The 24386-nt window shown below is 71.2% G+C and carries 27 protein-coding genes and 1 riboswitch; of the genes, 19 read left to right on the top strand and 8 right to left on the bottom strand.

Annotated features, from left to right (window positions below; genetic code table 11):
* Positions 1-61 precede the first annotated feature (61 nt).
* Positions 62-210, top strand: a riboswitch (cobalamin riboswitch).
* Positions 211-264: 54 nt separating this feature from the next.
* From ACMATS_RS06950 to ACMATS_RS06940, 3 genes are all read left to right on the top strand, one after another.
* The gene (locus ACMATS_RS06950) at positions 265-1386 is read left to right on the top strand and encodes a HoxN/HupN/NixA family nickel/cobalt transporter (RefSeq protein WP_414167312.1); all 1122 of its coding nucleotides are present in this window, start codon (positions 265-267) and stop codon (positions 1384-1386) included.
* A 53-nt stretch (positions 1387-1439) separates the two neighbouring features.
* Positions 1440-2420 carry an NAD-dependent epimerase/dehydratase family protein gene (locus tag ACMATS_RS06945; RefSeq protein ID WP_414167311.1) on the top strand — a complete coding sequence of 327 codons (981 nt, stop codon included), beginning with the start codon at positions 1440-1442 and terminating at the stop codon, positions 2418-2420.
* Positions 2421-2656: 236 nt separating this feature from the next.
* Positions 2657-3418, top strand: coding sequence for a GNAT family N-acetyltransferase (locus ACMATS_RS06940; RefSeq protein WP_414167310.1), 762 nt, complete (start codon positions 2657-2659; stop codon positions 3416-3418).
* Between the two features lie 42 nt (positions 3419-3460).
* Here ACMATS_RS06940 and ACMATS_RS06935 read toward each other — a convergent pair whose 3' ends face one another.
* Together ACMATS_RS06935 and ACMATS_RS06930 are read right to left on the bottom strand one after the other, a co-directional pair.
* Positions 3461-4573: a sensor histidine kinase gene (locus ACMATS_RS06935; protein ID WP_390779644.1), complete on the bottom strand. Its 1113-nt coding sequence runs from the start codon at positions 4571-4573 to the stop codon at positions 3461-3463.
* On the bottom strand, positions 4570-5295 hold the full coding sequence (locus ACMATS_RS06930; RefSeq protein WP_390779643.1) for a response regulator: 726 nt from the start codon (positions 5293-5295) through the stop codon (positions 4570-4572). The genes ACMATS_RS06935 and ACMATS_RS06930 overlap by 4 nt, the downstream gene beginning before the upstream one ends.
* A 123-nt stretch (positions 5296-5418) precedes the next feature.
* On the opposite strand from ACMATS_RS06930, the gene ACMATS_RS06925 reads away from it, so the two are divergent.
* From ACMATS_RS06925 to ACMATS_RS06895, 7 genes are all read left to right on the top strand, one after another.
* Complete coding sequence (locus tag ACMATS_RS06925) at positions 5419-6099, top strand: glycosyltransferase family 2 protein (protein ID WP_390779642.1); 681 nt, start codon at positions 5419-5421, stop codon at positions 6097-6099.
* Positions 6096-6716 carry a DUF2064 domain-containing protein gene (locus ACMATS_RS06920; RefSeq protein ID WP_391156657.1) on the top strand — a complete coding sequence of 207 codons (621 nt, stop codon included), beginning with the start codon at positions 6096-6098 and terminating at the stop codon, positions 6714-6716. Before ACMATS_RS06925 ends, ACMATS_RS06920 begins: the two co-directional genes overlap by 4 nt.
* Positions 6713-7348 carry a class I SAM-dependent methyltransferase gene (locus ACMATS_RS06915; RefSeq protein WP_414167309.1) on the top strand — a complete coding sequence of 212 codons (636 nt, stop codon included), beginning with the start codon at positions 6713-6715 and terminating at the stop codon, positions 7346-7348. The genes ACMATS_RS06920 and ACMATS_RS06915 overlap by 4 nt, the downstream gene beginning before the upstream one ends.
* Before the next feature lie 81 nt (positions 7349-7429).
* Entirely contained in the window at positions 7430-7927 is a 498-nt protein-coding gene (locus ACMATS_RS06910) for a VOC family protein (RefSeq protein ID WP_390779639.1), read from the top strand.
* Between the two features lie 82 nt (positions 7928-8009).
* Positions 8010-8927, top strand: a complete 918-nt coding sequence (locus tag ACMATS_RS06905) for a GDSL-type esterase/lipase family protein (RefSeq protein WP_391156650.1) — start codon at positions 8010-8012, stop codon at positions 8925-8927.
* A 603-nt stretch (positions 8928-9530) separates the two neighbouring features.
* On the top strand, positions 9531-10100 hold the full coding sequence (locus tag ACMATS_RS06900; RefSeq protein WP_391156647.1) for a papain-like cysteine protease family protein: 570 nt from the start codon (positions 9531-9533) through the stop codon (positions 10098-10100).
* A gap of 328 nt (positions 10101-10428) precedes the next feature.
* Positions 10429-10974 (top strand): hypothetical protein, encoded by a 546-nt coding sequence (locus tag ACMATS_RS06895; protein ID WP_390779635.1) that lies wholly within the window; start codon positions 10429-10431, stop codon positions 10972-10974.
* A 144-nt stretch (positions 10975-11118) separates the two neighbouring features.
* Here the strand turns inward: ACMATS_RS06895 and ACMATS_RS06890 are convergent, their stop codons facing one another.
* A complete protein-coding gene (locus ACMATS_RS06890) occupies positions 11119-11574 on the bottom strand; it encodes a hypothetical protein (protein ID WP_414167308.1) in 456 nt (151 codons plus the stop codon).
* Positions 11575-11696: 122 nt separating this feature from the next.
* Complete coding sequence (locus tag ACMATS_RS06885) at positions 11697-12395, bottom strand: DUF6415 family natural product biosynthesis protein (protein WP_414167307.1); 699 nt, start codon at positions 12393-12395, stop codon at positions 11697-11699.
* A gap of 214 nt (positions 12396-12609) precedes the next feature.
* Here ACMATS_RS06885 and ACMATS_RS06880 point away from each other — a divergent pair, with 214 nt between their 5' ends.
* A complete protein-coding gene (locus ACMATS_RS06880; RefSeq protein WP_414167306.1) occupies positions 12610-13962 on the top strand; it encodes a DNA-binding protein in 1353 nt (450 codons plus the stop codon).
* Here ACMATS_RS06880 and ACMATS_RS06875 read toward each other — a convergent pair.
* Positions 13956-14990, bottom strand: a complete 1035-nt coding sequence (locus ACMATS_RS06875; RefSeq protein WP_414167305.1) for an NAD-dependent epimerase/dehydratase family protein — start codon at positions 14988-14990, stop codon at positions 13956-13958. The two genes, ACMATS_RS06880 and ACMATS_RS06875, sit on opposite strands and share 7 nt — an antisense overlap.
* Positions 14991-15144: 154 nt before the next feature.
* Here ACMATS_RS06875 and ACMATS_RS06870 point away from each other — a divergent pair, with 154 nt between their 5' ends.
* From ACMATS_RS06870 to ACMATS_RS06860, 3 genes are all read left to right on the top strand, one after another.
* The gene (locus ACMATS_RS06870; protein ID WP_414170668.1) at positions 15145-15528 is read left to right on the top strand and encodes an alpha/beta hydrolase; all 384 of its coding nucleotides are present in this window, start codon (positions 15145-15147) and stop codon (positions 15526-15528) included.
* Positions 15529-15672: 144 nt separating this feature from the next.
* Positions 15673-15933 carry a hypothetical protein gene (locus ACMATS_RS06865; protein WP_414167304.1) on the top strand — a complete coding sequence of 87 codons (261 nt, stop codon included), beginning with the start codon at positions 15673-15675 and terminating at the stop codon, positions 15931-15933.
* 31 nt (positions 15934-15964) lie between these two features.
* The gene (locus ACMATS_RS06860) at positions 15965-16333 is read left to right on the top strand and encodes a hypothetical protein (protein ID WP_414167303.1); all 369 of its coding nucleotides are present in this window, start codon (positions 15965-15967) and stop codon (positions 16331-16333) included.
* A gap of 85 nt (positions 16334-16418) precedes the next feature.
* Here ACMATS_RS06860 and ACMATS_RS06855 read toward each other — a convergent pair whose 3' ends face one another.
* Entirely contained in the window at positions 16419-17000 is a 582-nt protein-coding gene (locus tag ACMATS_RS06855) for a nucleosidase (protein ID WP_414167302.1), read from the bottom strand.
* Positions 17001-17127: 127 nt separating this feature from the next.
* Between ACMATS_RS06855 and ACMATS_RS06850 the strand changes: the two genes are divergently transcribed.
* The 3 genes from ACMATS_RS06850 to ACMATS_RS06840 all read left to right on the top strand — a co-directional run bounded on the left by ACMATS_RS06850 (position 17128) and on the right by ACMATS_RS06840 (position 18776).
* Complete coding sequence (locus ACMATS_RS06850; protein WP_336415953.1) at positions 17128-17484, top strand: VOC family protein; 357 nt, start codon at positions 17128-17130, stop codon at positions 17482-17484.
* A 162-nt stretch (positions 17485-17646) separates the two neighbouring features.
* On the top strand, positions 17647-18108 hold the full coding sequence (locus ACMATS_RS06845; protein WP_414167301.1) for a VOC family protein: 462 nt from the start codon (positions 17647-17649) through the stop codon (positions 18106-18108).
* Positions 18109-18449: 341 nt separating this feature from the next.
* Positions 18450-18776, top strand: a complete 327-nt coding sequence (locus tag ACMATS_RS06840) for a hypothetical protein (protein WP_390779624.1) — start codon at positions 18450-18452, stop codon at positions 18774-18776.
* Between the two features lie 64 nt (positions 18777-18840).
* On the opposite strand, the gene ACMATS_RS06835 is transcribed toward ACMATS_RS06840, so the two are convergent.
* Both ACMATS_RS06835 and ACMATS_RS06830 read right to left on the bottom strand, forming a co-directional pair.
* Positions 18841-19254 carry a hypothetical protein gene (locus tag ACMATS_RS06835; RefSeq protein WP_414167300.1) on the bottom strand — a complete coding sequence of 138 codons (414 nt, stop codon included), beginning with the start codon at positions 19252-19254 and terminating at the stop codon, positions 18841-18843.
* Entirely contained in the window at positions 19254-20399 is a 1146-nt protein-coding gene (locus ACMATS_RS06830; protein WP_414167299.1) for a molybdopterin-dependent oxidoreductase, read from the bottom strand. The genes ACMATS_RS06835 and ACMATS_RS06830 overlap by 1 nt, the downstream gene beginning before the upstream one ends.
* Positions 20400-20496: 97 nt before the next feature.
* Here ACMATS_RS06830 and ACMATS_RS06825 point away from each other — a divergent pair, with 97 nt between their 5' ends.
* Together ACMATS_RS06825 and uvrA are read left to right on the top strand one after the other, a co-directional pair.
* Complete coding sequence (locus tag ACMATS_RS06825; protein WP_414170667.1) at positions 20497-21939, top strand: glycosyltransferase 87 family protein; 1443 nt, start codon at positions 20497-20499, stop codon at positions 21937-21939.
* Complete coding sequence (gene uvrA / locus ACMATS_RS06820; RefSeq protein ID WP_414167298.1) at positions 21936-24377, top strand: excinuclease ABC subunit UvrA; 2442 nt, start codon at positions 21936-21938, stop codon at positions 24375-24377. Before ACMATS_RS06825 ends, uvrA begins: the two co-directional genes overlap by 4 nt.
* Positions 24378-24386 lie beyond the last annotated feature (9 nt).

The following is a 24386-nucleotide window of genomic DNA, read 5'->3' as shown; positions in this document are numbered from 1 at the left end:
GCTGGGAGGTGCCCCCAGCGCCAGACGCCGCGGGGCCCGCACTGACCCATCGGACAGGCCCTAGTGGCCCCATTCCGGAGCGGCCCTCGCCACTGTGATCGGGGAGCTTCCGCCTCCTTCCGCACGCCCCGCAGGGCGCGCGGTGCCACTGGCCGCATCCGGCGGCCGGGAAGGCAGGGGCGGGCGCGCGCGTACCCGTAAGCCAGGAGACCGGCCACGGCATCTCACGAACTGATCCACGAGGTGCTGGAGCGTGACCCGCAGATGACTCTGCCCACCGGAACCACAGAAGTCCCCACTAGTACGCAGCCGTCCTTCCAATGGCGCCGCCAGGACACCGTGCGCACCGCCGGTCTGCTGGCCGTCATAGCCGCCCTGCACGTCGCCGCCTTCGGCGTGCTCTTCCTGCTCGTCGTCCCCCGGCACTACACGGTGGACTCCAAGGTCTACGGCGTCGGGCTCGGCATCACCGCCTACACCCTCGGCATGCGGCACGCCTTCGACGCCGACCACATAGCCGCCATCGACAACACCACCCGCAAGCTGATGGCGGACGGCAAGCGTCCGGTCTCGGTCGGGTTCTGGTTCGCGCTCGGGCACTCCAGCGTGGTCGTCGCGCTGGCCGCCCTGGTCAGCGGCGGCACGCACCTGGCCGGGACGCTGATGAACGAGAACTCCGCCACCCACCAGACGCTCGGCGTCGTCGGCACCACCGTCTCCGGCGGCTTCCTCTACCTCATCGCCGCCCTCAACCTCGTCGCCCTCGCGGGCATCCTGCGCATCTTCCGCGCCATGCGCGAGGGCCGCTACGACGAGGCCGAGCTGGAGCAGCAGCTGGACTCGCGCGGCTTCATGAACCGCATCCTCGGCCGCTTCACGCGCTCCATCACCCGCCCCGGCCAGATGTACCCGCTGGGCTTCCTCTTCGGCCTCGGCTTCGACACCGCCACCGAGGTCACCCTGATGGTGATGGCGGGCAGCGGCGCGGCCGCCGGCCTGCCCTGGTACGCGATCCTGTGCCTGCCGCTGCTGTTCGCAGCCGGCATGAGCCTGTTCGACACGCTCGACGGCACGTTCATGAACTTCGCCTACCAGTGGGCGTTCTCCAACCCCGTTCGCAAGGTCTACTACAACCTCACCATCACCGGACTGTCGATCGCGGTCGCCTTCCTCATCGGCACCATCGAACTCGTCGGCGTCCTGCACGAGAAGCTCGACCTGAACGACGCGGTCACGGGCTGGATCTCGGGACTCGACCTCGACAACGTCGGGTTCGTCATCGTGGGCCTGTTCGTGGTCGTGTGGGCGATCGCGCTCGCGTACTGGCGTTTCGGCAAGGTCGAACAGCGCTGGGAGGCGCGGAGCACGGGCCTTACGGACCTGTGACGGAACGCCCCGGGGCGGTGCGCGGCCGGTGAACCGCCTCTAGCGTCGACGTCATGCGTGTACTCGTCACCGGAGGCGCGGGCTTCATCGGCTCGCACATCGTCAGTGCCCTCACCGCCCGTGGGCACGAGCCCGTCGTCATGGACACCGGCCTCGTGCCCGCGGACGACGTCCGCGATCCCGAGGCCGTGGCACGGGCGTTGAAGGGCGTCGACGCCGTGTGCCACCAGGCCGCGATGGTCGGTCTCGGCAAGGAATTCGCGGACGCGCCCGCGTACGTGGCGTGCAACGACCTCGGCACGGCGGTGCTGCTGGCCGGCATGCACGAGGCGGGCGTCCGCACGCTGGTGCTCGCCGGGTCGATGGTCGTCTACGGCGAGGGCCGCTACGACTGCCCCGCCCACGGCCCGGTCCGCCCCGGCCCGCGGGAACCCCGGGCCCTGGAGGCGGGCCGCTTCGAGCCGCCGTGCCCGTGCTGCGGACGGGAGTTGACGCCGGGGCTCGTCGACGAGGACGCGCCGCTGGACCCGCGCAACGTGTACGCGGCGACCAAGGTCGCCCAGGAACACCTGGCGGCGTCCTGGGCCCGCGCGACGGGCGGCAGCGCGGTGGCGCTGCGCTACCACAACGTGTACGGGCCCGGAATGCCGCGCAACACGCCGTACGCGGGCGTCGCGTCGTTCTTCCGCTCGGCCCTCGCGCGGGGCGAGGCGCCGCAGGTCTTCGAAGACGGCCGCCAGCGGCGGGACTTCGTGCACGTGCGGGACGTGGCGAAGGCGAACGTACTGGCCCTGGAAGCGGATTCGCCCGGCGGCGGGCTGCGGGCGTACAACTGCGGGAGCGACAGCCCGCGCACGATCGGCGAGTTGGCCTGTGCCCTGGCAGCGGCGTGCGGGGGACCCGAGCCGGTGGTGACGGGGGAGTACCGCTTGGGTGACGTCCGTCATGTGACGGCGACGTCGCGAAGGCTGCGGGAGGAGGTGGGGTGGCGCCCGGCTGTGGGCTTTGCGGAGGGGGTGGCGGAGATGGCGTGACCCGTACGGCAAAGGCCGCCGGGCGGGCCGCCATGGTGCAGATTTGCATCGGGCCGGGGGCGGTGTGCGACAGTGGGTTCTCCGGTTCGCCAGGCGCTCTGCCACGTGCGCGGCGGCCGCCCGAATTCCCCACATCTCCCATCCTCGAACGACGGTTCCGGCCCTGCCCTGCGCAGATCCGGACCGTTCGCCCGCCCTTCCGCCCCCTCCCAGAGGAATCCTTCCCCCAGAGAACGATGCAGGCGACGACCTTTCCTCCCCGGACCGCGAACCTGTTCACCCAGGGCCTGGAGCTGCAGACCGGCTCGGCCCTGCTGCGCTTCGGCGCCGCGCGCCCGCGTCCGGCCGGCCGGATCGGCTGGTCCGGCGACGGTGCGGTGGCCTGGCTCGACGAGCTGCGCGGCCACCTGTGGAGCGTCGGCGATCCGACTGCCGCAGCCGGACTCGCCCTCCGCGCAGCTCATCAACTCCCCGGAATTGTAAGGGAGTTCACCGGACCGCGGGGCGCCGACGTGCTGCTCGGCCGCCATCTCGCGGTGACCGACCCGGTCGCCTGGCTCTTCCGTTGGACGCTCGACGAGCCGCCGCTCCATCCGGCGGAGGAGCGGGTGACCGAGCTGGACGAGGCGCACCACGGCGAGTTGCTCGCCTTCCTCGGTGAGCACAGCCCGGCCCACTCGACCGGGCCCGGCTCCTCGGACGTCGGTCTCTGGGCGGGGATCCGTGACGCGGGCGGGCGGCTGGTGGCGTGCGGCGCCATGAGCAGTCTGCGGGACAGCGGCGCGCCGCTGATGGCGTCCGTCGCGACCGACGCGGCCCTGCGCGGCCAGGGGCTCGGCGCGGCACTCACCTCGTGGCTGACCCGGTACGCCGTCCGCCGGTACGGCTTCTGCACGCTGTGGCAGCTTGCCGACAACACCCCAGCGGACCGGCTCTACACCCGCCTCGGCTACCGCAACGAGGACCCCTGTGTGGCCGCGCGGATCGGCACCCACTGACCGGACCGCGCTATGCGGGACAACGCCATGTGGGACAACGCCTCACGCCCGCGCAGCCGGCAGCACGATCTCGAAGCAGCAGCCACCCGGAACGTTCCGCACCGCCGCCCGCCCCGCATGCGCCTCCACGATCCCCCGCACGATGGCGAGCCCCAGCCCCGCCCCCGCCGGAGGCGTCCTGGCCTCCGTCCCCCGCCACCCCGTGTCGAAGACGCGCGGAAGGTCCTCCTCCGGAATGCCCCCGCAGCCGTCCGTCACGGACACCACCACGGTGTCCGCCTCCCGCTGCGCCGCCACCGCCACCGTCCCGTCGGCCGGGGTCCGCCGGATCGCATTGACGAGGAGATTGCCGAGCACGCGCGTCATCTCCTTCCCGTCGACCTCGACGGGAAGCGCCTCGACCGCGTCGCCCACCAGTCGCACCCCGTACTCCCGCGCCAGCGGCCCGACCCCGGCGAGGGCGTCGCCCACCAGGTCGTACACCGACATGCGCCCGATGCTCAGCGGCAGCGCCCCGGCATGGATGCGGGACAGTTCGAAGAGGTCGCCGACCATGGAGTTGAGCCGGTCCACCTCGGTGCGGATCTGGCGGAAGTAGCGCTCGGGGTCCTCGGCCATGCCGTCCTCCAGCGCCTCGGACATGGCCCGCAGCCCGGCCAGCGGCGTCCGCAGGTCGTGCGAGATCCATGCGACGAGCTCGCGCCGGGACGCCTCCAGCGCCTGCTCGCGCTCCCGCGACCGCGCCAGTTTCTCGCTCGTGGCAGCCAGCTCACGCCCAAGGGCGGCCAGTTCCGCCGTTGCACTCCCGCCCGGTGCGGCGAAGCTGCCGCCCTCGCCGAAGGAACGGGCCGCCTGTGTCAGGGCGTTGCTGCGGGCGACCACCCAGCGGCCGAGCAGCAGGGCCGTCGCCAGCGAGACCACGGCGGCCATCGCGCACACCGTCGTCACCACCGTGAGGTCGTGCGAGGACAGGAACATGGCCCAGGCGACGGCCAGTGTCCCGGCGAGCATCGCCGTCACCGACACCGCGGCCACGACGGTCAGCGACACCGCCACCGACCGGTGGCGCAGCGCCCGCAGGGCGACGGCTCCGACCAGCCCGGCGGCCGCGGCGCCGAGAAAGGCGAACAGGGCGATGAGCAGGACGTCCTTCATGTGGGAGTCCCCTCGCCCTCGAAGCGGTACCCGACGCCCCACACGGTGCGGATCAGGCGCGGCTGTGCCGGGTCGTCCTCGACCTTGGCGCGCAGCCGTCGCACGTGCACGGTCACCGTGGACAGGTCGCCGAACTCCCAGCCCCACACCTCGCGCATCAGCTCCTCGCGGCTGCACGCCCGCCCGGGGTGCCGCAGCAGGAACGCCAGCAGGTCGAACTCCCGCAGGGTGAGGGCGAGTTCGGTGCCGTCGCGGGTGGCGCGGCGGGCCGCCGGGTCGAGCGTCAGACCGGCGGCGCGCAGCGGGGGAGCGGATGCGGGAACGGCGGCCTGCGCGCGGCGCAGCACGGCCTCCACGCGCAGGACGAGTTCGCGGGGCGAGAACGGCTTGGTCACGTAGTCGTCGGCGCCGACCTCCAGGCCGAGGATGCGGTCGTCCTCGTCGCCGCGTGCCGTCAGCATGACGACCGGCAGCGGGCCGTGGCCGGCGCGCAGCCGCCGGCACACCTCCAGCCCGTCCATGCCGGGGAGCATCAGGTCGAGCACGACGAGGGCGGGCGGGGCGGCCGCGGCCCGTTCCAGGGCGGCGGGGCCGTCGGCGACGCGGTCGACGGCGAAGCCGGCGCGGTCGAGGTATCCGGCGACGACCTCGGCGACGGTCGGATCGTCGTCGACGACGAGGACGCGGTGCGGGGGTGAGGGCGGGGGCGGGTGCTGCTGCATGCCGCAAGCCTCGCACTGTCGCGTCCGCGATGCCGTGCCGAGAGCTCTCACCAGGAGTGACGTCCTCGTTCTGTAAGGACCGTGGATCCGAATTGCCGGAATTGTCTTCGTAAGGTGAGAGGGGTGACCCACTCGACCACGTCCTCCACGGTGACGGCTCCCGTGGACGTCGTCCTCCCCTGCCTCGACGAGGCCGCCGCCCTGCCCTGGGTGCTGGCCCGCATCCCCGACGGCTGGCGCGCGGTCGTCGTCGACAACGGCTCGTCCGACGGCTCCGCGGACGTCGCCCGCTCCCTCGGCGCCACCGTCGTCCACGAGCCGCGCCGCGGCTTCGGCGCCGCCTGCCACGCCGGGCTGCGGGCCGCCTCCGCGGACCTCGTGTGCTTCTGCGACTGCGACGCCTCGCTCGACCCCGGCCTGCTCACCGGACTCGTCGCGGCCGTCCGCGACGGCTCCGCCGACCTCGTCCTCGGCCGCCGCCGCCCGCAGGGCCGCGGCGCCTGGCCCCTCCACGCCCGCGCCGGCAACCTCGCCCTCGTCCGCATGCTCCGCCGCCGCACGGGCCTGTCCCTGCACGACCTCGGCCCCATGCGGGCCGCCCGGCGCGAACCGCTGCTGGCCCTGGGCCTGACCGACCGGCGCAGCGGCTACCCGCTGGAGATGGTCGTCCGGGCCGCCGCCGAGGGATGGCGGGTGACGGAGACGGACGTGCCGTACCTGCCGCGCACGGGCCGGTCGAAGGTGACCGGCACCTGGCGCGGCACGTGGTGCGCGGTGCGCGACATGCGGGCGGTGCTGCGGTGACGACCCTTCTGGTGATCGCCAAGGAGCCGCGGGCCGGCCGCGTCAAGACCCGGCTCACGCCCCCGTACACCCCCGACGAGGCCGCGGCGCTGGCCGAAGCCGCCCTCGCCGACACCCTGCACGCCGTACGCACCATGCCTGCCGCCCGCCGCGTGCTCGCGCTCGACGGCAGCCCCGGCCCGTGGCTGCCGCCGGGCTTCGACGTGGTGCCGCAGTGCGCGGGCGAGTTGGACGAACGTCTGGCGGAGGCCTTCGCGGGGTGCACGGGCCCGGCGCTGCTGATCGGCATGGACACCCCACAGGTGACGGCCGAGTTGCTCGCCCCCGCGCTGGCGGACGACGCCTGGCACGACTGCGACGCGTGGTTCGGCCCCGCGGCCGACGGCGGCTTCTGGGCGCTGGGGCTCGCCGACCCCCGCCCCGAACTCCTGCGCGGCGTACCGATGTCGACGCCGCAGACGGGTGCGCACCAGCGTGCACGCCTGTCCGCCGCCGGCCTGACCGTCCGCGAACTCCCCGAACTCCGCGACGTCGACACCGCCCCGGACGTGCCCCGCGTGGCCGCCGCCGCCCCGCACGGCCGCTTCGCGGCCCTGGCCGCCCGGCTCGCCCGATGACGGCCTGGTGCGCGGACCCGTACGCGGACGCGGTACGGGCCGGCAGCGGCCCCCTGTTCCTGCGCCGCCCGGACGGCTGGCTGCTCCCCCTGGAGGTGGAGCGCTGGTGCGCCGCGGCGGACCCGGCAGACATGACCGTCCTCGCTCGCTGCCGCGGCACGGTCATCGACATCGGCTGCGGCCCGGGCCGCCTGGTGTCGGCCCTCGCGGCCCTGGGTCATGTGGCCCTGGGCGTGGACGTCAGCCCCGCAGCCGTCACCCGCACCCGTCGCACCGGGGGAGCGGCCCTGTGCCGGTCGGTCTTCGACCGGCTTCCGGGGGAGGGCCGTTGGGGAACGGCGCTGCTCGTCGACGGCAACGTCGGCATCGGCGGGGACCCGGTGGCGCTGCTGGCGCGCGTCGCCGAAGTCGTCTCGCCGGGAGGCCGGTTGCTCGTGGAGGCGGCGCCGGCGGACGTGGACGAGCGGGTGGAGGTACGGGTGGACGACGGGAGGGGGCGCCTGGGCTCCTTGTTCCCGTGGGCACGGGTCGGTGTGCCCGCGCTGTTGCGGCATGCGCGGGAGTCGGGGTGGGCGGTGACGGAGCAATGGGGAGCGGAGGGGAGGGAGTTCGTGGCGTTGGGGAGGTGGTGACCCTTCTGGGACATGGATTGACCTAGATCGGAGCTAGCGTCATCACCAGTTGAGGCACTCGCACCACCAGGAGGCAGCCGGATGTCCGTCAAGCCTGTTCCCCAGGGCTACAACACGGTGACGCCGTGGATCATCTCTCGCGACACGGTCCAGCTCATCGACTTCATGAAGAGGGCGTTCGACGCGGAGGAGCTCGCGTGCCTGGCCGGCAAGGACGGAAACATCGAGCATGCGGAGGTGCGGATCGGTGACTCGGTGGTGATGATGTTCGACGCACGGCCGGAGTGGCCGCCGACCCCCGGCTTCCTCCGCCTCTACGTCGAGGACGCCGACGCCGTGCACCGGAAGGCCGTTGCGGCCGGCGGCACCTCGGTCACCGAGGTCACCCACCTGTCCTTCGGCGACAGGGTCGGGCGAGTGCGCGACCCGTTGGGCAACCTGTACTGGATCCAGACCCGCGTGGAGGACCTGAGCCCGCAGGAGATGGAACAGCGCGTCGGCGACCCGGAGTTCGACAAGGCGATGGAGTACGTCCAAAGCGCCGACTTCTTCCCGGGCCGAGCCTCTGGCCCCGGCTGAGCCGCCACCCCTAAGATCGCTCAAGAGTTCCATCATCGAGGGCGCCGTCATGCGCACTTTGCCCTAGAAAGACTGCACTTCCGTGAACGAGACCCGCCCCCATGCCCTGTTCTCCTTCGGCACTCTCCTGGACGAGCGCGTCCAGAAGACCATCTTCGGACAGGCCGTTCCCCGGACGCCGGCCGCGCTCGCCGGACACACGACCCGGCCCATCCGGATCGCCGACCCCGAGGTGATCGCCACCAGTGGCCTCGACGTCCATCTCACGCTGGAGCGCCGGATCGGCGCCGAGGTCGAGGGTGCCGTGCTGCACCTCACGGACGCCGAGCTGGCTGCCGCAGACGACTACGAGGTCGACGACTACGTCCGCCGCCGAGTACGGCTCTCCTCGGGTGCGAGCGCATGGGCCTACCTGGACGCGCAGCCGCTGCGCCCGGCCTCTCGCATCGTGATCGTCGGCGACAGCATCGCGTACGGGCGCTGCGATCCGCAGGGCGGCTGGGCGGCCCGCCTGGCCAGCGGCCATATCGCTGCGGACGAGACCGACAACCGCGTCTTCAACCTTGCCGTCCCCGGCTTGACGCTCGCCGAGGTCGCCGAGCAGACCCCTGCTCTACTGCCGGCTCGCCTCCCCGACACCCTCGTGGTCGCGGCAGGCATCAACGACGTGTCCTCGGCCGGCAACGGCTCGATCCGCCTGGAAGAGAGTCTCGACGCGCTGGCGGCCACGGCCCTGGCCCACGGTGCGCGGCTGGTCGTCGTCGGCCCCATCTGGCTCGACGAGGGCCGGGCCCCCGCCTATGAAGGCATGTCCTTCACCCATGAACGCGCCTCGGCCCTCCGCGAGGACCTGCGTTCCTGGTGTGCCGTTCATCACGTGGACCATCTCGATCTGTGGGAACCGCTGCGTGACCGCCCCGACCTCTTCGCCGACGGGCTGCACCCCACGCCGGAGGGGCACGAGGTGCTCTACCGGCACCTCACGGGCGTCGCTCTCTGAGAGCCACGCGTACCCGACCCGGTCCTCGCGTCCTCACAGCGCAAACCACATGATCCGGCGGACAGGCCCTAGCCGGAGCTCGGCCAGAACTGCAGCAACCAGTGCTCGGCAGGGGCTTCGGCGGGGCCGTCGAATTCGACGGAGCGCCCGCTTTGGCGGCCGATCCGCATCGCTGATACCGATCGCCTTTACGAAGGCGAGGATCACCGATGCGCGAGGCAATTCACCATCACCTTCCCGCATTTGGTGACGGATGACGTCACCGGCACGGCCGGAATGCAGTGCGGAACCATTATCGGAGTGTTTCACTCACCCGGGTGAAGTTCGCGCCCGGCCCCTGGTCGAGGTTGACACCATGCGCTTCTCTGGCACTGGCTTCCCGATTTGGAGGCGCCCGTTCGGCGCGGAACGTGTCGACTCCGGGGGAACGCCGTTGCCGCATCAATCATCAACGGCAACGCGATCGCACGGCGAGCACCCACTTTCGTATTCACCTTCCTCCCCTTCTCCTTCCCATGCTTCATGGGCCCGCTCCCGAAGCCTCGGCCGTGCCGACGCCCGAACACCACGCCCCCTGCACCCCCTTCACGAAAAGGCAGGACAATGAGCAGAAACAAGCTCGCAACCACCGTGTCCGCTCTGGCGCTTGCCGTGTCGGGGTGGACGGTGACCGCCGTCGGCACGGCTCACGCCGGCGCCTACGACTCGATCAACATGCAGAAGCAGGAACAGAGCCAGTGGTGCTGGGACGCCTCGGGCAACACCATCGCCAGCTGGTGGGGCTACAACTACAGCCAGACCGACTTCTGCAATCTGGCCAACCGGGCCACGGGCGTCAGCTGCGCCAACCAGCCCGCGACCCCCAACGACATCGCCGGCGCCTGGCGCCTCATGGGCTTCGCCAACACCGGCACTCTCCAGTACAGCGCGGCCTCGTTCGACCAGACCCACACCGAGGTCGATGCCTCACGTCCCTTCCTGGCACGCATCGGCTGGAAGTCCGGCGGCGGCCACTTCAACGTCATCTACGGCTACGACGAGACCAACAACACCATCGCCGTCGCCGATCCCTGGCCGGCCACCCAGACGTACACCTGGTGGAACTACAACGACTACGTGAGCAACAGCTCGTTCAACTGGACCCATACCCAAATCGGCGTCTCGGCCACGTGAGGCAGACATCATGTCCATCAACAGAATGTCATCAGCGCCGAGTTCACATCGGCGTACCCGCCGCCCGCTCGGTCTCGCGCTCACTGCGACGGCACTGCTGTCCGCCGTGACCGCGCTCCCGGCCCACGCCGCCGCAGCTCCCCCCGACATCCCGGATCTCCAGAGCGCGGTGGACACGCTGAAATCGACCGACGTCCACAATGCCATCTGCCGCTTTCTCAGCGTCCCCATTCCTCAGGGCGGCCAGCGGAAGTCGCAGTCGATCCCCTCCACGACCAATCCGTGTGAAGGCCAACCGTCCTTCACCGTGGGGCAAACCCCGTTGGCCGTGTTCGAGATCACCTCGGACTTCGTGTCCGGCAAGGCCCTGCCCACAGCCGCCACGGCCCTTCAACTCTCCTACGTGGCAGCCCCGGTCAACGCCGGCAACGCACGCAGCGCCACGGTCCTGCTCGGCGCCACTCAGGGCGGCGGCTGGCACCTGGCCGCCGTACGCGAAAGCGACAGCGACGCCGGCTACGCGGGCAAGGGCACGGCGGCCAACCCGGTGTTCTCCGAGCCACAGCTCCACGCCTGGTACCAGCTGACGCTCAACCAGGTCACACCGCTCAACGACGCGGCCAAGAGCGGCCTCGGCGGCCAGTCGTCGGTGTCCTTCGCCGATTACCAGAACCTGGTGAAGGGCCGGTACGCCGACAAGATGCCGGGCTCCGACTACGCCACGAAGGGCTTCTCCAGCGGCTACCAGCCCGCCGCCCAACCGTCGTCGCACTCCTCGTCCCCGACCCCGGCGATCCTCGGCGGCTCCGGCGTCGCGGCCGCGCTCGCCGGTGGTCTCCTCGCCCTCCGCCGCCGCAGGCGAGGGGCATCATAGAGCCGGTCCGGGCCGCCGCCTTGGCGGCGGCCCTGGCCGTGGTGGACCGAGCTGGGCGCAGCCTCCTGTCGTCGTGCAGGAGGCGGTCAACGACCCTGCCGATACCTTCGCCACCCACCGTCGTCTGTCAGAGCGGTGACGACGTCAGCGCCACATCCACTCTGCGAACGTGCCGTAGCGGCCGGCGGAGGAGTCGGTGAAGTAGCCGCCGAACATCAGGTGCGAGGTGGCCGTGTTGCTCCCGCCCGCCCACAGCGTGTACGTCTGCACCTCGGAACTCCCGGCGAGCGGGCGCGAGAGGGTGAGCGTCCGGGAGGTGTCGGACCAGGTGCCGCTGACGCGCTCGTCGTAGCCGAGTGCGTAGAAGCGCATGTCGGCCTGCACTTGCCCTTGGCTCGCGCTCAGGATGTGCAGGGTGCCGGTGTAGCCGTTGGCGTTGAGCTGGTACAGACCGGTGATGTCGGTGGCGTCCCGGACCGTGACGTGCGGGGCGGCGACGGCCTTGTGCTCGGCCGACGCCGCGCCGACGGCGGTGGCCGGGACGGCGGCCAGCACGGCGAGCAGGGTCAGGATCAGCCTGGATCTGTGTATCCGCTTCATGAGGGTGCTGCCCCTTCTCGTGGACTGATGTATGCCTGACATAGCGTCAGGGAATGTAGGGCCGTGGACCGTCGGAGCGCCAGAACGCATGTCGTCCTCGACTACCGGGAAATTGACGCCGGTTACGACTTGTCGTCGGGAGGCGACAGGTAGCGGACGGCGACGCCGTGCGAGCGCAGCCGGCCTTCGACCGTCGCACGGGCGGTGTCCGCGAGCGCGATCTGCTCGGCAGCCGGTGCGAGGAGCAGCTGTACGGAGCCGTTCCCGCCGTAGGCGAGCTGCTCGGTGATCCGGCGCCAGGCGAAACGGGTGCCGCAGGGGCGCTGCAGCGGCCCCGTGTCGTACTCGGCCACGGCGACGGATGCGCCGTGCACGGCTGCGAGCCGGTGGAGCCGGCGCATGACAGCCGCGGGATCGCTGCCGTCGTGGATGCAGGCGTACAAGGCGGCGCGGGGTGCGCCGGAGGTGTGTCCTGGCAGAAGTGCGGCGAGCCGTTGGACGTTGATGGCCAGGAGCTCGGTGTGCGAGACGATACCGCGGGTTCCGGGGCGCGGCTCCATGGCGAGGCACCATTGCGCGGCGGCGAGCACCCGGTTCCCTGCCGGGGGCGAGCCGGGTTCCCGGAGCTGCCGTTCCACAGCCGGGATCAGCTCCTGCAGGTGCTCGCGCAGGAGCGAACTCGCCTCGGTGCATTGCCGGGTGTCCTGAGGGCGGACGGCCGGGTCGTCGTGGAGGACGCGGGTGGCGGTGCGGAGGATGGCTCGCAGGTTCGGCCCGGCGGCCGACTCCGCTGCATTGTTCTGTAGGGCTGTGCTTCCCACGGGCTCTCCCCATCCGAGTGTGCCTCGATCACAACGGTGATCGTCCTATGGGAGGAGCCTCGGCCACGCGCGAGGACATCTCCATGCCGCGGAACCGCCTTATGCCTGCCTCGAATCGACGCGTTCTGCTCCATCACGCCACGCAGGTGACGTCTTCCTGTCATCTTCGGGGAGCGAGCATCAAGGACCGGCCGACGGTGATACTCAAGGAGGCATGGAAGCCGCCCCGGAAACGTTGCTGCGGAGACTGGTGAGGCAGCAGAACATCGAGCCGTACAAACAGTTCTGCCGCGAATTCGAGCGGGCCGCCCGTTCCCTCGGCGAACGGGACAACGATCCGGAGATGCGGCAGGCGACCGTCGGTGAGCGGCAGTACGCACGTTGGCTGACGGGCGAAGTACGGCGTCAGCCACATCCGTTGGCCTGCAGAGTCCTACACCACATGTTCGCCTGTTCCGCGCGCGAACTCCTGGCCCCTGCACCGCGACCGGCTGCCGATCCCGCTTGCGTGACGCCGTCGCGAGGAGCGGAATTCGACGACGAGGAACTGATGACGTCGGCGTACGAGGCTGCCACTCATGCCGGAGAAGCCGCCGCGCAGGCCCTGACGGCTGAAGCCATCGTGCTGATGCGAACGGAGGTGGAACGCATTGCCCGCTCCTATCACCGGATCGCTCCCTACCAGGTGTTCATCAGCGCGAAACGCATGCGCGAACTGGCTGGACGGCGCATGCCTCTCACACACAGGCCGGATCAATCCCGTGACCTGTACCTGATCGCCGGCCAGGCATCTGCACTGATGGCGGCCGCCGCCTTCGACCTCGGGGCACGGGAGGCATCGCAGACACTCACCTACGCCGCGATGATGTACGCGCGGCCCATCGACTACCACCCCCTCATGTCATGGTGCAGTGGAACGCTTGCTCTCCTGGCCTACTGGGACCACAGGCCGGGGGAAGCCCTCCTCCACGTCGGAGCCGCCCAGCAGTGGGCTTCGTCGGGCACGGCTCGCAGCAGACTGCACAGCATTGCCGGCCGGGCATACGCACACCTGGGCCAGGCGGAGGACACACGGCGTGAACTGATCGCTGCCGAATTCACCGACCGAAGCATGCTGGACGACCTTCACGACGGCATCGGTGGTGAATTCGGATTCAGCGAAGAACGCGCACAGATGTCCGCAGGAACCTCTTGGGCCGTACTGGGGCACGGTGACGGTGTGGTCTCCTGCTCGGGCCGCGCACTGGCGCTCGTCCGGGCACGGCCTCCGGCTCAGCGGTCCGTCAAAGTGGAATCAGAAGCAGCTGCAGACCTCGCGTTCGGACACCTGCTTCAGCAGGAGCTGGAAGCTGCCGGACAGGTATTGGAGGCGGTGTTCGCCGTTCCCCCCGAGCACCGGGTCGACGGTCTGATGCGACGTGTGACGAACGTGGGGGACATGCTGGCGAGTCGGCCGTTCCCGCGTGCACGACTGACGTCCGAACTCGGGGATCGACTGGTGGCCTTCGGCAGGGAGTCGGCCAGGACCCTGCTGCCGGCATCGGCTCCCCGAGCCCTGGATCAGTGAGGCCTTGGACCGCCCCGCAGCCACTCTTCGAGCAGCGCCGCTTCCTTGGCTTCGCTGATCCCGTGCCTGGCAGCCCGCTCGTGCTCCAGCACGGCCTCACCGCTCGTCATCCAGCTCCACGTGTCCGTGACCGTCTGCTCCAACGGTCGGCATTCCAGGCCCTGGGCCCGGGCTCGTGCGCCGTCGACCTGCCATGTGGCGGGGTAGGTGCGCCACAGGGGCAGCTCCGTCCACTGCCGCACATCGTGCGAGAGCAGGAAGGAGTCGTCGACCCACTCCAGTTCGGCCTGTCCGGTGCTGGTCCCGGTTGCCCGTGCGCATGCGAGCAGCAGGTCCCGCATCGTGGAGTGCCCGGTCGGTGCAGCCACATTGAAGACTTCGTGCCCGTCGGCGTGTTGTGCGCGGTGGCACGCGAACGCGGCGACGTCGCGTACGTCGACGGGCTGAATCGGCTGCGCCGGACGGCCCGGCGCGAGGATCCTGCCGCCACGTGCGACGCGCCGCAGCCACCAGGGCAGGCGGCCGATGTTCTCGTGCGGTCCGAGGATGACGCCCGGCCGCAGGATCGACAGACGGCTGCCCAGATTGCGCAGGGCGGATGTCTCGCAACGGGCCTTGTCCAAGCCGTAGGCCACGTTGACGTCTTCGGGAACGCCCTCTGCGGGGGCGGCGGCCAGCGTAGGACTGTCCTCGGTCAGCGGCTTCATGGGCCACTGGGCATAGACCGAGACGGTGGAGACGTAGACATAGCGTTGTGTGACGTCTGCCAGTGCCCGGGTCGAGGCGTCGACCGCGTCCGCGTCCATTCCGGAGGTGTCGACGATCGCATCCCAGGGGCCGTGCGAGGCAAGCCGCCGGAGCTCGGCCGGATCGGTACGGTCCCCGCGGAGCGCGGTGACTCCGTGCGGGTTCCTACCGGTCCTGCCGCGATTGAACACGTGGACCTGCCAGCCGCGCTCCAGGGCCTCGACGGCAACCGCCCGTCCGAGGAAGTGCGAACCGCCCATGACCAACAGCGTCTTCGTCATGGGCCTGATCTTGCCGTGACGCCGGAGCGCGTCACAACGGTGACTGCTGGGTACGTACTGTTGACCGTCCGGCGCCACTTGGGGGCTATGGGATGGAAGGGAGCTTTCGATCGCCACATCGAACTCGTACGAGACACCGGTGGAGTTCGGCAGCATGGACGGGCTGCGGCTCGCAGGGACGTTTGAGTCCGTCCCCCAGCCCCGTCGTGGAGCTGTACTGATCCACGGCGGAGGCGTGACGCGAGAGGAAGGCGGTTTCTACAGGCTGCTCTCTGCCGGACTTGCGGCAGCAGGAACGGCGGTGCTGCGCTTCGACCTGCGCGGGCATGGGGACAGCGAAGGCCTCCAGGAGGATCTGACGCTCGCTGCAGTCGCCAACGACATCCGCTCGGCAGCCGGGTTCGTCATGGGGAAGGCCGGTACCCGGACGGTGTATTTGATCGGTGCCAGATTCTCCGGCGGCGCCACAGCCATGGCTGCAGCCGCTTGGCCGCAGATGGTTCGAGGACTTGTGCTGTTCAATCCGCTGTTCGACTAAAAGTGTCGATTCATCGATCAGAAGCCGTATTGGAGAGCAGACCACCTGCAGTCAGACGAGGCGCGGTCACTACTCGCGCAGGGGTATCTGCGCCACTCACCGAGCTTCAAGCTCGGGCGACCCCTGCTCAACGAGGTCTTCCACGTGGTTCCTGCCGAATACCTGGCCAAGGTCTGTCAGCGAACCCTCGTCGTGCACGGGACGAAGGACACGTTCATTCCCGTCGAGTCCTCGCGGAAGTTCCTGCCGCTCTTGGGGACCGCTGATTGGCGGCTTCTGGAGATCGATGGTGCGCAGCATGGGATCGCCATGCCCGAGGATCCGGACCATGAACATCCGCAGACACAGATCTGGCAGCGGCAGGTCATCGAAGCAGTCGTGCAGTGGACTTGTGGTGCTTCGTGAGCGGTCCGGGTGCTGCCTCATGGTCTGCTCGGTGTTCAAGACCAGCGCCATGGTGCAGTACATCAACTTCTGGCCGTGCGGGTGGGGCGATGAGAACGGCTACATGAAGCGGTCGTTCGAGTTCGTCACGAAGCACGGTATAGGGGTCGGCGGACCGGACCTGCTCCCGTACAGCAAGCCGCACATGAACAATGCGTACCGGTACTTGAACCAGTACCGGGGGAAACTGGTGCTCGTGGCGATGGCCGTCCATGAACCCGACTTCGAGTACCCCAATCCCGTCACGGGGAAGCCGTACACACGGCAGGAGTTCGTGGACTTCGCCAACGACTACCTCGGAGCGGACATCATCTTCCGGGCCACCTCCTCGCCGTGGCTCCACCCGGGCGCCGGCAAGTAGGTGGCCCCCGCGCGGGTGGGTGACCGGGCTGCAGCAGCCGATCACCACCGCATAACTCGCGGATCAGGAGCGGATCAGGAGCGGATCAGGCGAGGTTGGTCCGGGCCCATGCGGCAAGTACCCGCGCGCAGTTGTCGACGGACTCGCGCCAGCTGCGCGCGGCACCCTCGTCGGCCTCGTCGCTGACGTGCTTGACCAGCCGGATGGGCACCCCGGCCTGCTCGGCCACCGAGGCCAGCGCGTATCCCTCCATGTCGACGAGGTCGGCACGCGCCGCGAGCCGCTCGCGTGCCGCCGACTCGGAGACGAAGGTGTCGCCGGTCGCCAGGGTGGGGCCGGTTCCGGAACCGGCGAGCTTGATCGGCCCCCCGAACGTGTCGCCGGTCAGCGTGTGCAGCAGATCGGTGTCCAAGTCGTGCTGGATCACCACCGCGATCTCCTGTGTGCTGCCCGCCCAGCCCGCCGTCAGGGCACCCGCCGTGCCCAGGTTGACGATCGAGGACGGCTTGGGCCCGCGGGCGAGCGCGGTCGCCAGTGCGGTGGCCGCGTTGACCTTGCCCATCCCGGTCAGCAGCACGGGAAGCGTGCCGTCGAGGTGAGCGGCTTCCTCCTTCACCGCGAGGACGAGCAGGGGGCGGTCGGTGGATATTTCTCCAATGAGCTGCATTCGGCCAGGTTACGGGGCGCTTGTGATGGTGATCAATCCTGGGCGTGGGCTGCTCCTTCCTGTCCCGGGGAGTCGCCGTCCGGGTAGTCTCCGGTCTCCCGCACGACTGCACAGGAGTGTTGACCACATGGCGAACCGCTGGGTCGGAGTGACTGTCGACTGCGTCGATGTGAAACGCGTGGCGGGCTTCTGGAGCGCGCTGCTGGACCGCCCGGAGGGGCCGTCCCAGCCCGGCTGGGTCTACCTCGGCGGCGGCCCCGACGACCCGCAGCCCCGTCTCATCTTCCAGCCCGTGACCGAGCCGAAGCACGGCAAGGTGCGTCTGCACCTCGACGTCGCAGTCGACGACATCGACCAGGGCATCGCCCAAGTCGTCGCCCTCGGGGGCACGTTCACCGGTGAACGGCACGACTACGACGAGGGCGTGGTCGTGGTGATGGCCGATCCCGAAGAGCACGAGTTCTGCCTGGTCCAGTACTACTGACCTCGTCGGCGGTGAGACGGACGCAGCACCTGCCAGAGCCGGCACCGCCATCGAGCGGGCACGCAGGGAACGTGGGCCGGACAGGCCTTAGGACCAACGGCCCATCCCCCTCCCGACGCCCGCCCGACGAACCCCGCCCCCCACCCGTGACACGCTGCCCCCATGACCACCACCTGGCCCGATCATCTCGCCGTCGGTGCCGTGCGGTTCGCGCGGCCGACGGCCAAGTACGACGACGTCCTGTCCTTCTACCGCGACGACCTCGGCCTCCCCGTGCTCGCCGACTGGCGTGGTCACGCCGGGTACGACGGCGTCGTGTTCGGACTGCCCGGCGCGCCCGTGCAGATGGAGATCACGCAGCACGGGGCGCGGCCGCGGATCCCCGAGCCGAATCCCGAGAACCAACTGGTGCTGTATCTCAAGGGGGCCGAGGCCCGTGACGTCGTCGTGCGGCGCATGGAGGAGCGCGGGCACCGGCCCGTGGCCGCGGCCAATCCGTACTGGCCCGAGCGTGGTGCGGTGCTGTTCGAGGACCCGGACGGTTGGCTCGTCGTGCTGGCGCCGTGGGTGTTCGGTACGGACCCCCGCCAGGGCGTGTCCGGCGGATCATGCAGCGCCCCGTAAGGGGCGCGGGGAACTGCGCGATCAGCCACCGACGGCCTGCAGCCGAGGCACTACCCCAGGGGTCCGGGGCGAAGCCCCGAGAACCTCGGCTGCAGGCGCGTCGTGGCTGGTCGCGCCCACGCGGCGGAGCCGCACATGTAACAGCCCCGCGCCCCTACGGGCGCCTTGGTGCCGCCAGAACAGGAGCCCCCGCTTCCCCGCGGTCAAGTGTCCAACCGCGATCGACAGTTCGGCAAAAAGCCGGTTACGCTCCCGCCGCATCCTGCACCAGCACCCTGCCGCCCGGATCGACCGACCGGACCCCGCGGTGCTGGAAATTCCTTCTGACCAAAGGATTCGTCATGGCTGTCATAGCACGTCTGCGTTCCGCCGGTATCGCCTCCGGCGCCCTCGCCCTCATTGCGGGCGCCCTCGTCTTCGCCGCTCCGTCGGCCAGCGCCGCGTCGAACTGCCACGCGTACAACCGCGATGACGGTGCCGGTGTCGGTATGTGCGACAGCGGCAACGGCCTGTGGAGAGTCCACGGCTACTGTGCCAACGTCAGCGGTGTCCGTGGCCCCTACACCGGCACCGAGGGCCGTCGCAACATGGGTACGGAGCAGGCGTCGATCCTCGACTGCGGCATGGGCGGCGGCGCCGTCAACATGTGGGTCGAGACCTACGGCTGATGAGCCGGGCGGGCGGGGCCGGGCAGTTCGGCTGCTCGGCCCCGCCCGCCGCACTACCGCCGCACTACCTCCTCGGGCGTCCACGCCACCACTGCAGACACCCCACCCCCACCCCGGCCGCCGCCGTCACCGCAAGCACCACACCCCAGTTGGCGGCGTAGTCCAGCGGCAGAACCGAAGCGTTCTGCCGCGGACCGGGCCGGAACAGCACCGGATACGCCACCGCCGTCAGGCAGGCCATCACCAGGAGCGTCCCCCGCACGACCCGTACCATCCGTACCGCCCCCCGCGCGGGCAACCGGGACACCGCCCACCCCACCGCCAGGGTCAGCGGCACCACGATCCCGTCGTGCACGACCACCGCCCCGGCCAGCCACCGCACCACCGGCCACGGATCCTGCGGCGCGGCCCCGTACAGCAGCGACCACACCCCCAACCCCATCAGCGCGACGCCCACCGCGCCCAGCGCCACCCGCATCACAACACCTCCAGCCGTGCCACCCACTTGGTCTGCAGCACCCCCGGCCGGTTCGGCGCGATGATGCGGGCCGGATGGCCGTGGTCGAAGGAGAGAGGCTCGCCGTTGAGCCGCAGGGCGAGGAGCGTGAGCGGGTCGCGGGCGTACGTATGCGGCATCACCATCACGCGGTACGCCCCGTGCCGCTCCAGCGACGTCACCCGGATCAGCGCACCCGGCGGCGCGCCCGAGCGGTCCAGCAGGTCCCGTATCCGGACGCCCGTCCAGTGCGCCGACTTGCTCCAGCCCTCCACGCATGCGATGGGCAACACCACCTCCCGCTGCGGAAGTTCACGCAGTTCGTCCAGGCTCAGCTCGTACGGGCGCGGGCCGTCGACCCGCAGCCGCCAGTCCCGCACGGTCCGCGCATCCACACCCGCCTGCACGGCCGTGCGGTTGACCGGCAGGGCCTGCGGGCCGTGGTCCGGGTGCCGCGGCGCCAGCAGGTCCAGCCGGGACAGGGGCGTGAAGGACTGGCCGGCGGTCGTCACCGTCACCGCTCCCACCGCCGTGCCGACCGCCGTCAGCAGTGCGCGCCGGTCGACGGCGTCCTCGGCGGGCAGCGACAGCGTGCCGGGGGAGCCGCGGCGCCAATGCATCCGGATCTCCGGTGCTTTGACGGCCACGTGCAGCAGCAACGAGCCCGTCAGCACCCAGGCCAGAGCGAAGTGCACCGGAACGAACGAGAACGGCCACGGATACCACTGGGCCGCGTTGAGCAGCCCCGTGAACAGCTCCAGCAGCGCTGTCGCCACCAGGACCGCCACCGACAGCCGTTCCAGCGCATGCCGCACCGAGCGCAGCGGGGGCCACACGAAGAGGCGCGGGTACACCGTCCAGAGCTTCGCCAGCAGGAGCGGAACGGCGGCTATGCCGCTCGCCACGTGCAGGCCCTGGCTCAGGCGGTAGCCCCAGGTCGGTCGGCTGGGAAGGGAGTTCGCCAGCCAGGCGGGCGGGTGCTGCTCGTAGTGGCTGATCACGCCCGTGACGAAGCAGACCACGAGAGCCAGTCCCAGCCAGCGGCCGATCGCGGTGGCCGTGCGGGCGTCGTGCAGTCGCCCGGAGAAGACGGGCAGTGGGGGCCGGGGGAGTTTCATGCCCTCCATCACACCCCGGCCCACGGCCGTTACGGGCGGGTCGACACCTTACGAAACGCGGACGGCCGGGCCGCGCGGCCCCGTCGGGCACCCCTCCGGTGCCAGGCTGAGCGGTGTGATCAACCGCGCCTCCCTCGTCACCGTCTCCCTCCTCGCCGCCCTCACCGCCGTCCTCGCGGCGGCGATCCGCAGCGACGGCTACGACACCGATCCGGCCGCGCTCACCGGCTGGTACGCGGCGGCCTGGGTCCTCTTCGCCGCAGCCGCCTGGGCGTTGCGCCGGGTGCCCGCGCGCTGCGTGGTGCCCCTGGTGCTGACGGGAGCGGCCGCGGTGGCGGTCACCGGGCTGCTGGCCGAGCCCCGCACGAGCACGGACTCGTACCGCTACGCGTGGGACGGCCGGGTGCAGGCCGCCGGGATCTCGCCGTACGACCACGCTCCGGCCGACCCCGCGCTCCGGCCGCTGCGCGACGGCTGGCTCTTCCCCGAGGGGGCGGAGTGCGCCGGGCCCGGGCGCGCCCGTATTCCTGCAGACACCGGCGCTGTCGCCTGCACGCGCATCAACCGTCCCTCCGTGCACACCATTTACCCGCCCGTCGCCGAGGGCTATTTCCTCCTCGTGCACGAGCTCTCGCCGCCCGGCGCCCGGCACAAGCCGTTGCAGGTCGGCGGGGCGCTGCTGGCCGTCGGCACGTCGGGGCTGCTGCTGTACGCGCTGCGGCGGCGCGGCGGCGGGCGGGAGCGGTGGGCCGCGTACTGGGCGTGGTGCCCTGCCGTGCCCGTCGAGGCCGTCAACAACGCCCATGTCGACGTACTGGGCGCCCTGTTGACCGCGGCGGCCTTCGCCGTCCTTGCCCGGCGGCGCCGCGGGGCGGCCGGCGGCGGGGCGCTGCTCGGTGCCGGGATCGCCACGAAACTGCTGCCCGGGGTGACGCTCCCGGGGGCGCTGAGCGGCGCGCTGCGCCCGGGGCACCGGCGGCGCGGGGCCGCGGTGCTGCTGGCCGCGGGCGGGGTCGTGGGGCTCGGGTATCTGCCGTACGTGCTGGTCTCGCGCTCCTCGGTGTTCGGCTATCTCGGCGGATACACGGAGGAGGAGGGCTACGACGACGCGTCCGCGCGCAACCGGTACGCGCTGCTGCGGCTCGTCCTGCCGGACGCGTGGGCGCTGCCGGCCGCACTCGCCGTGCTGGCCGTGGCGGCGGGGTGGGTGCTGTGGCGCGGGGATCCGGAGCGGCCCTGGCGGGGCGCGCTGACGGTGACGGGGGCGGCGTTCCTGTTGCTGACTCCCGGATACTCCTGGTACGCGCTGCTGCTCGTGGTGCTGGTGGCGCTGGACGGGCGGTGGGAGTGGCTGGGCGTCGCGGTGGCGGGAGTGGCGAAGTACGTGGGCGGGAGAGCCGTGGGGGATCCGAACCTGCTGGGGACCGTGGCGTACGGAGTGGCCGCGGCGCTGGTGGCCGTGGGATGGCTGGTACGGCAGAGGCGGGCGGGACTGGGGCAAAATGAACCACGCCCCCGCGCCGCCCACCCCGGAGAACAGCCCCCATGACCAGCCCGGCCCCGTCCGGTTCCCGCGGCTCCGCCGATCGCGTCGTTCCCGACGGTTCCGTCCGTGTCCGTGGAGCCCGTGAGCACAACCTCAAAGGCGTCGACGTCGACATCCCCCGCGACGCCCTCGTCGTCTTCACCGGCGTCTCCGGATCCGGCAAGTCCTCCCTCGCCTTCGGCACCCTCTACGCCGAGGCCCAGCGTCGCTACTTCGAGTCCGTGGCGCCCTACGCCCGGCGCCTGATCCACCAGATCGGCGCGCCCAAGGTGGAGGAGATCACCGGGCTGCCGCCCGCCGTCGCACTGGAGCAGCGGCGCTCCGCGCCGACCTCCCGCTCCTCCGTCGGCACGGTCACCACGCTCTCGAACTCCCTCCGCATGCTCTTCTCCCGCGCCGGGGACTACCCGGAGGGCGCCGAGCGGCTCGACTCCGACGCCTTCTCGCCCAACACCGCCGCCGGCGCCTGCCCGGCCTGCCACGGGCTCGGGCGCGTGCACGAGGTCACCGAGGAGTCCCTCGTCCCGGACCCGGCGCTGTCCATCCGCGACGGGGCGATCTCCGCCTGGCCCGGCGCATGGCAGGGCAAGAACCTCCGCGACATCCTCGCCGCCCTCGGGCACGACGTCGACCGGCCCTGGCGCGAACTCCCGCAGGCCGACCGGGACTGGATCCTCTTCACCGACGAGCAGCCCGTCGTCACCGTCCACCCGGTGCGGGACGCGGAGCGCATCCAGCGCCCGTACCAGGGGACGTACATGAGCGCCCGGCGCTATGTGCTGCACACCTACGCCGACTCCAAGAGCACCTCCCTGCGGGCCCGCGCCGAGCGGCACCTGGTGCACCGGCCCTGTGCGGAGTGCGGTGGCAGGCGGCTGCGGCCGGAGGCGCTGGCGGTGACGTTCGCCGGGCACGACATCGCCCGGCTCGCCGCGCTGCCGCTGTCCGCGCTCGCCGACCTCCTGCGGAAGGAGACCGACGGCGACGGCGCCGCCGCCACGCTCTCCCGCGACCTGGTGGCCCGCATCGAGGTGCTCACCGAACTCGGCCTCGGCTACCTCGGCATCGACCGCCCCACGCCGACCCTCTCGGCCGGCGAACTGCAGCGGCTCCGGCTCGCCACCCAGCTGCGCTCGGGGCTCTTCGGCGTCGTCTACGTCCTGGACGAGCCATCCGCCGGGCTGCATCCGGCCGACGGCGAGGCCCTGTTGACGGTGCTGGACCGGCTCAAGGGCGCGGGCAACTCGCTGTTCGTCGTGGAGCACCACATGGACGTGGTGCGGCGCGCGGACTGGATCGTCGACGTCGGGCCGCAGGCCGGCGAGCACGGCGGGCAGGTGCTCTACAGCGGCCCGCCGGCCGGGCTCGCGGACGTGCCGGAGTCGGCCACCCGCCGCTTCCTCTTCCCCGGCCCGGCGGAGGGGCGTGCGCCGTCCCGCACGCCCCGCGAGCCCTCCGGCGTGCTGCGGCTGCGCGGCGTGACCCGGCACAACCTCCGCGACGTGGACGCGGACGTCCCGCTCGGCGTGTTCACGGCCGTCACCGGCGTCTCCGGCTCCGGCAAGTCGACACTCGTCGGCGACGTGCTCGCCGGGACCGTCGCCGCGCACCTGGAGCAGGAGGAACTCCCCTTCGCCGCCGAGGGCCTGGAGGCCGTGCACCGTCTCGTCCGCGTCGACCAGAAGCCCATCGGGCGCACCCCGCGCTCCAACCTGGCCACCTACACCGGCCTGTTCGACGCGGTGCGCAAGGTCTTCGCGGCGACGGACGAGGCCCGTTCCCGCGGCTACACCGTCGGCCGCTTCTCCTTCAACGTGCAGGCCGGCCGCTGCGAGGTCTGCCAGGGCGAGGGGTTCGTCGCCGTCGAACTGCTCTTCCTGCCCGGCGCCTACGCCCCGTGCACCGCCTGCGAGGGCGCCCGCTACAACCCCGAGACGCTGGAGGTCGCGTACCGGGGCCGGAACATCGCCGACGTGCTCGCCATGACCGTCGACGCCGCCGCGGAGTTCCTCGCCGACGTGCCCGCGGCGCTGCGCAGCCTGCGCACGCTCCAGGACGTGGGTCTGGGGTACCTGCGGCTGGGCCAGCCGGCCACCGAGCTCTCCGGCGGGGAGGCCCAGCGCATCAAGCTCGCCGCCGAACTCCAGCGCGCCCACCGGGGGCACACCCTGTACGTGCTCGACGAGCCGACCACCGGGCTGCACCCCGCCGACACCGAGGTGCTGCTGCGCCAGCTCCACGGGCTGGTCGACGCGGGCAACAGCGTCGTGGTCGTCGAGCACGACATGAGCGTGGTCGCGGGGGCGGACCGGGTCGTCGACCTGGGACCGGGCGGCGGGACGGAGGGCGGGCGCGTGGTCGCGGCCGGAACTCCGGCGCAGGTGGCGGCCGTCGCCGGGAGTGCGACGGCGGGGTATCTCGCCCGCTGTCTCAAGTCGTAGGCGGGAAGA

The sequence above is a fragment of the Streptoverticillium reticulum genome (genome assembly GCF_047456005.1).
Lineage (GTDB): Bacteria > Actinomycetota > Actinomycetes > Streptomycetales > Streptomycetaceae > Streptomyces > Streptomyces reticulum.
Note: the sequence above shows the minus strand (reverse complement) of the source record. Positions and strands in the feature narration are given on the sequence as shown.

Excerpts from the sequence above, each read along its gene's own strand:
- ACMATS_RS06930 (WP_390779643.1), bottom strand. The coding sequence starts at position 5,295 with ATGCAGCAGCACCCGCCCCCGCCCTCACCCCCGCACCGCGTCCTCGTC.
- uvrA (WP_414167298.1), top strand. The coding sequence starts at position 21,936 with ATGACCAGCCCGGCCCCGTCCGGTTCCCGCGGCTCCGCCGATCGCGTC.
- ACMATS_RS06910 (WP_390779639.1), top strand. The coding sequence starts at position 7,430 with ATGTCCGTCAAGCCTGTTCCCCAGGGCTACAACACGGTGACGCCGTGG.
- ACMATS_RS06890 (WP_414167308.1), bottom strand. The coding sequence starts at position 11,574 with ATGAAGCGGATACACAGATCCAGGCTGATCCTGACCCTGCTCGCCGTG.
- ACMATS_RS06950 (WP_414167312.1), top strand. The coding sequence starts at position 265 with ATGACTCTGCCCACCGGAACCACAGAAGTCCCCACTAGTACGCAGCCG.
- ACMATS_RS06870 (WP_414170668.1), top strand. The coding sequence starts at position 15,145 with ATGGACGGGCTGCGGCTCGCAGGGACGTTTGAGTCCGTCCCCCAGCCC.
- ACMATS_RS06900 (WP_391156647.1), top strand. The coding sequence starts at position 9,531 with ATGAGCAGAAACAAGCTCGCAACCACCGTGTCCGCTCTGGCGCTTGCC.
- ACMATS_RS06850 (WP_336415953.1), top strand. The coding sequence starts at position 17,128 with ATGGCGAACCGCTGGGTCGGAGTGACTGTCGACTGCGTCGATGTGAAA.
- ACMATS_RS06880 (WP_414167306.1), top strand. The coding sequence starts at position 12,610 with ATGGAAGCCGCCCCGGAAACGTTGCTGCGGAGACTGGTGAGGCAGCAG.
- ACMATS_RS06845 (WP_414167301.1), top strand. The coding sequence starts at position 17,647 with ATGACCACCACCTGGCCCGATCATCTCGCCGTCGGTGCCGTGCGGTTC.
- ACMATS_RS06835 (WP_414167300.1), bottom strand. The coding sequence starts at position 19,254 with ATGCGGGTGGCGCTGGGCGCGGTGGGCGTCGCGCTGATGGGGTTGGGG.
- ACMATS_RS06935 (WP_390779644.1), bottom strand. The coding sequence starts at position 4,573 with ATGAAGGACGTCCTGCTCATCGCCCTGTTCGCCTTTCTCGGCGCCGCG.
- ACMATS_RS06940 (WP_414167310.1), top strand. The coding sequence starts at position 2,657 with ATGCAGGCGACGACCTTTCCTCCCCGGACCGCGAACCTGTTCACCCAG.
- ACMATS_RS06840 (WP_390779624.1), top strand. The coding sequence starts at position 18,450 with ATGGCTGTCATAGCACGTCTGCGTTCCGCCGGTATCGCCTCCGGCGCC.
- ACMATS_RS06945 (WP_414167311.1), top strand. The coding sequence starts at position 1,440 with ATGCGTGTACTCGTCACCGGAGGCGCGGGCTTCATCGGCTCGCACATC.
- ACMATS_RS06855 (WP_414167302.1), bottom strand. The coding sequence starts at position 17,000 with ATGCAGCTCATTGGAGAAATATCCACCGACCGCCCCCTGCTCGTCCTC.
- ACMATS_RS06915 (WP_414167309.1), top strand. The coding sequence starts at position 6,713 with ATGACGGCCTGGTGCGCGGACCCGTACGCGGACGCGGTACGGGCCGGC.
- ACMATS_RS06875 (WP_414167305.1), bottom strand. The coding sequence starts at position 14,990 with ATGACGAAGACGCTGTTGGTCATGGGCGGTTCGCACTTCCTCGGACGG.
- ACMATS_RS06830 (WP_414167299.1), bottom strand. The coding sequence starts at position 20,399 with ATGGAGGGCATGAAACTCCCCCGGCCCCCACTGCCCGTCTTCTCCGGG.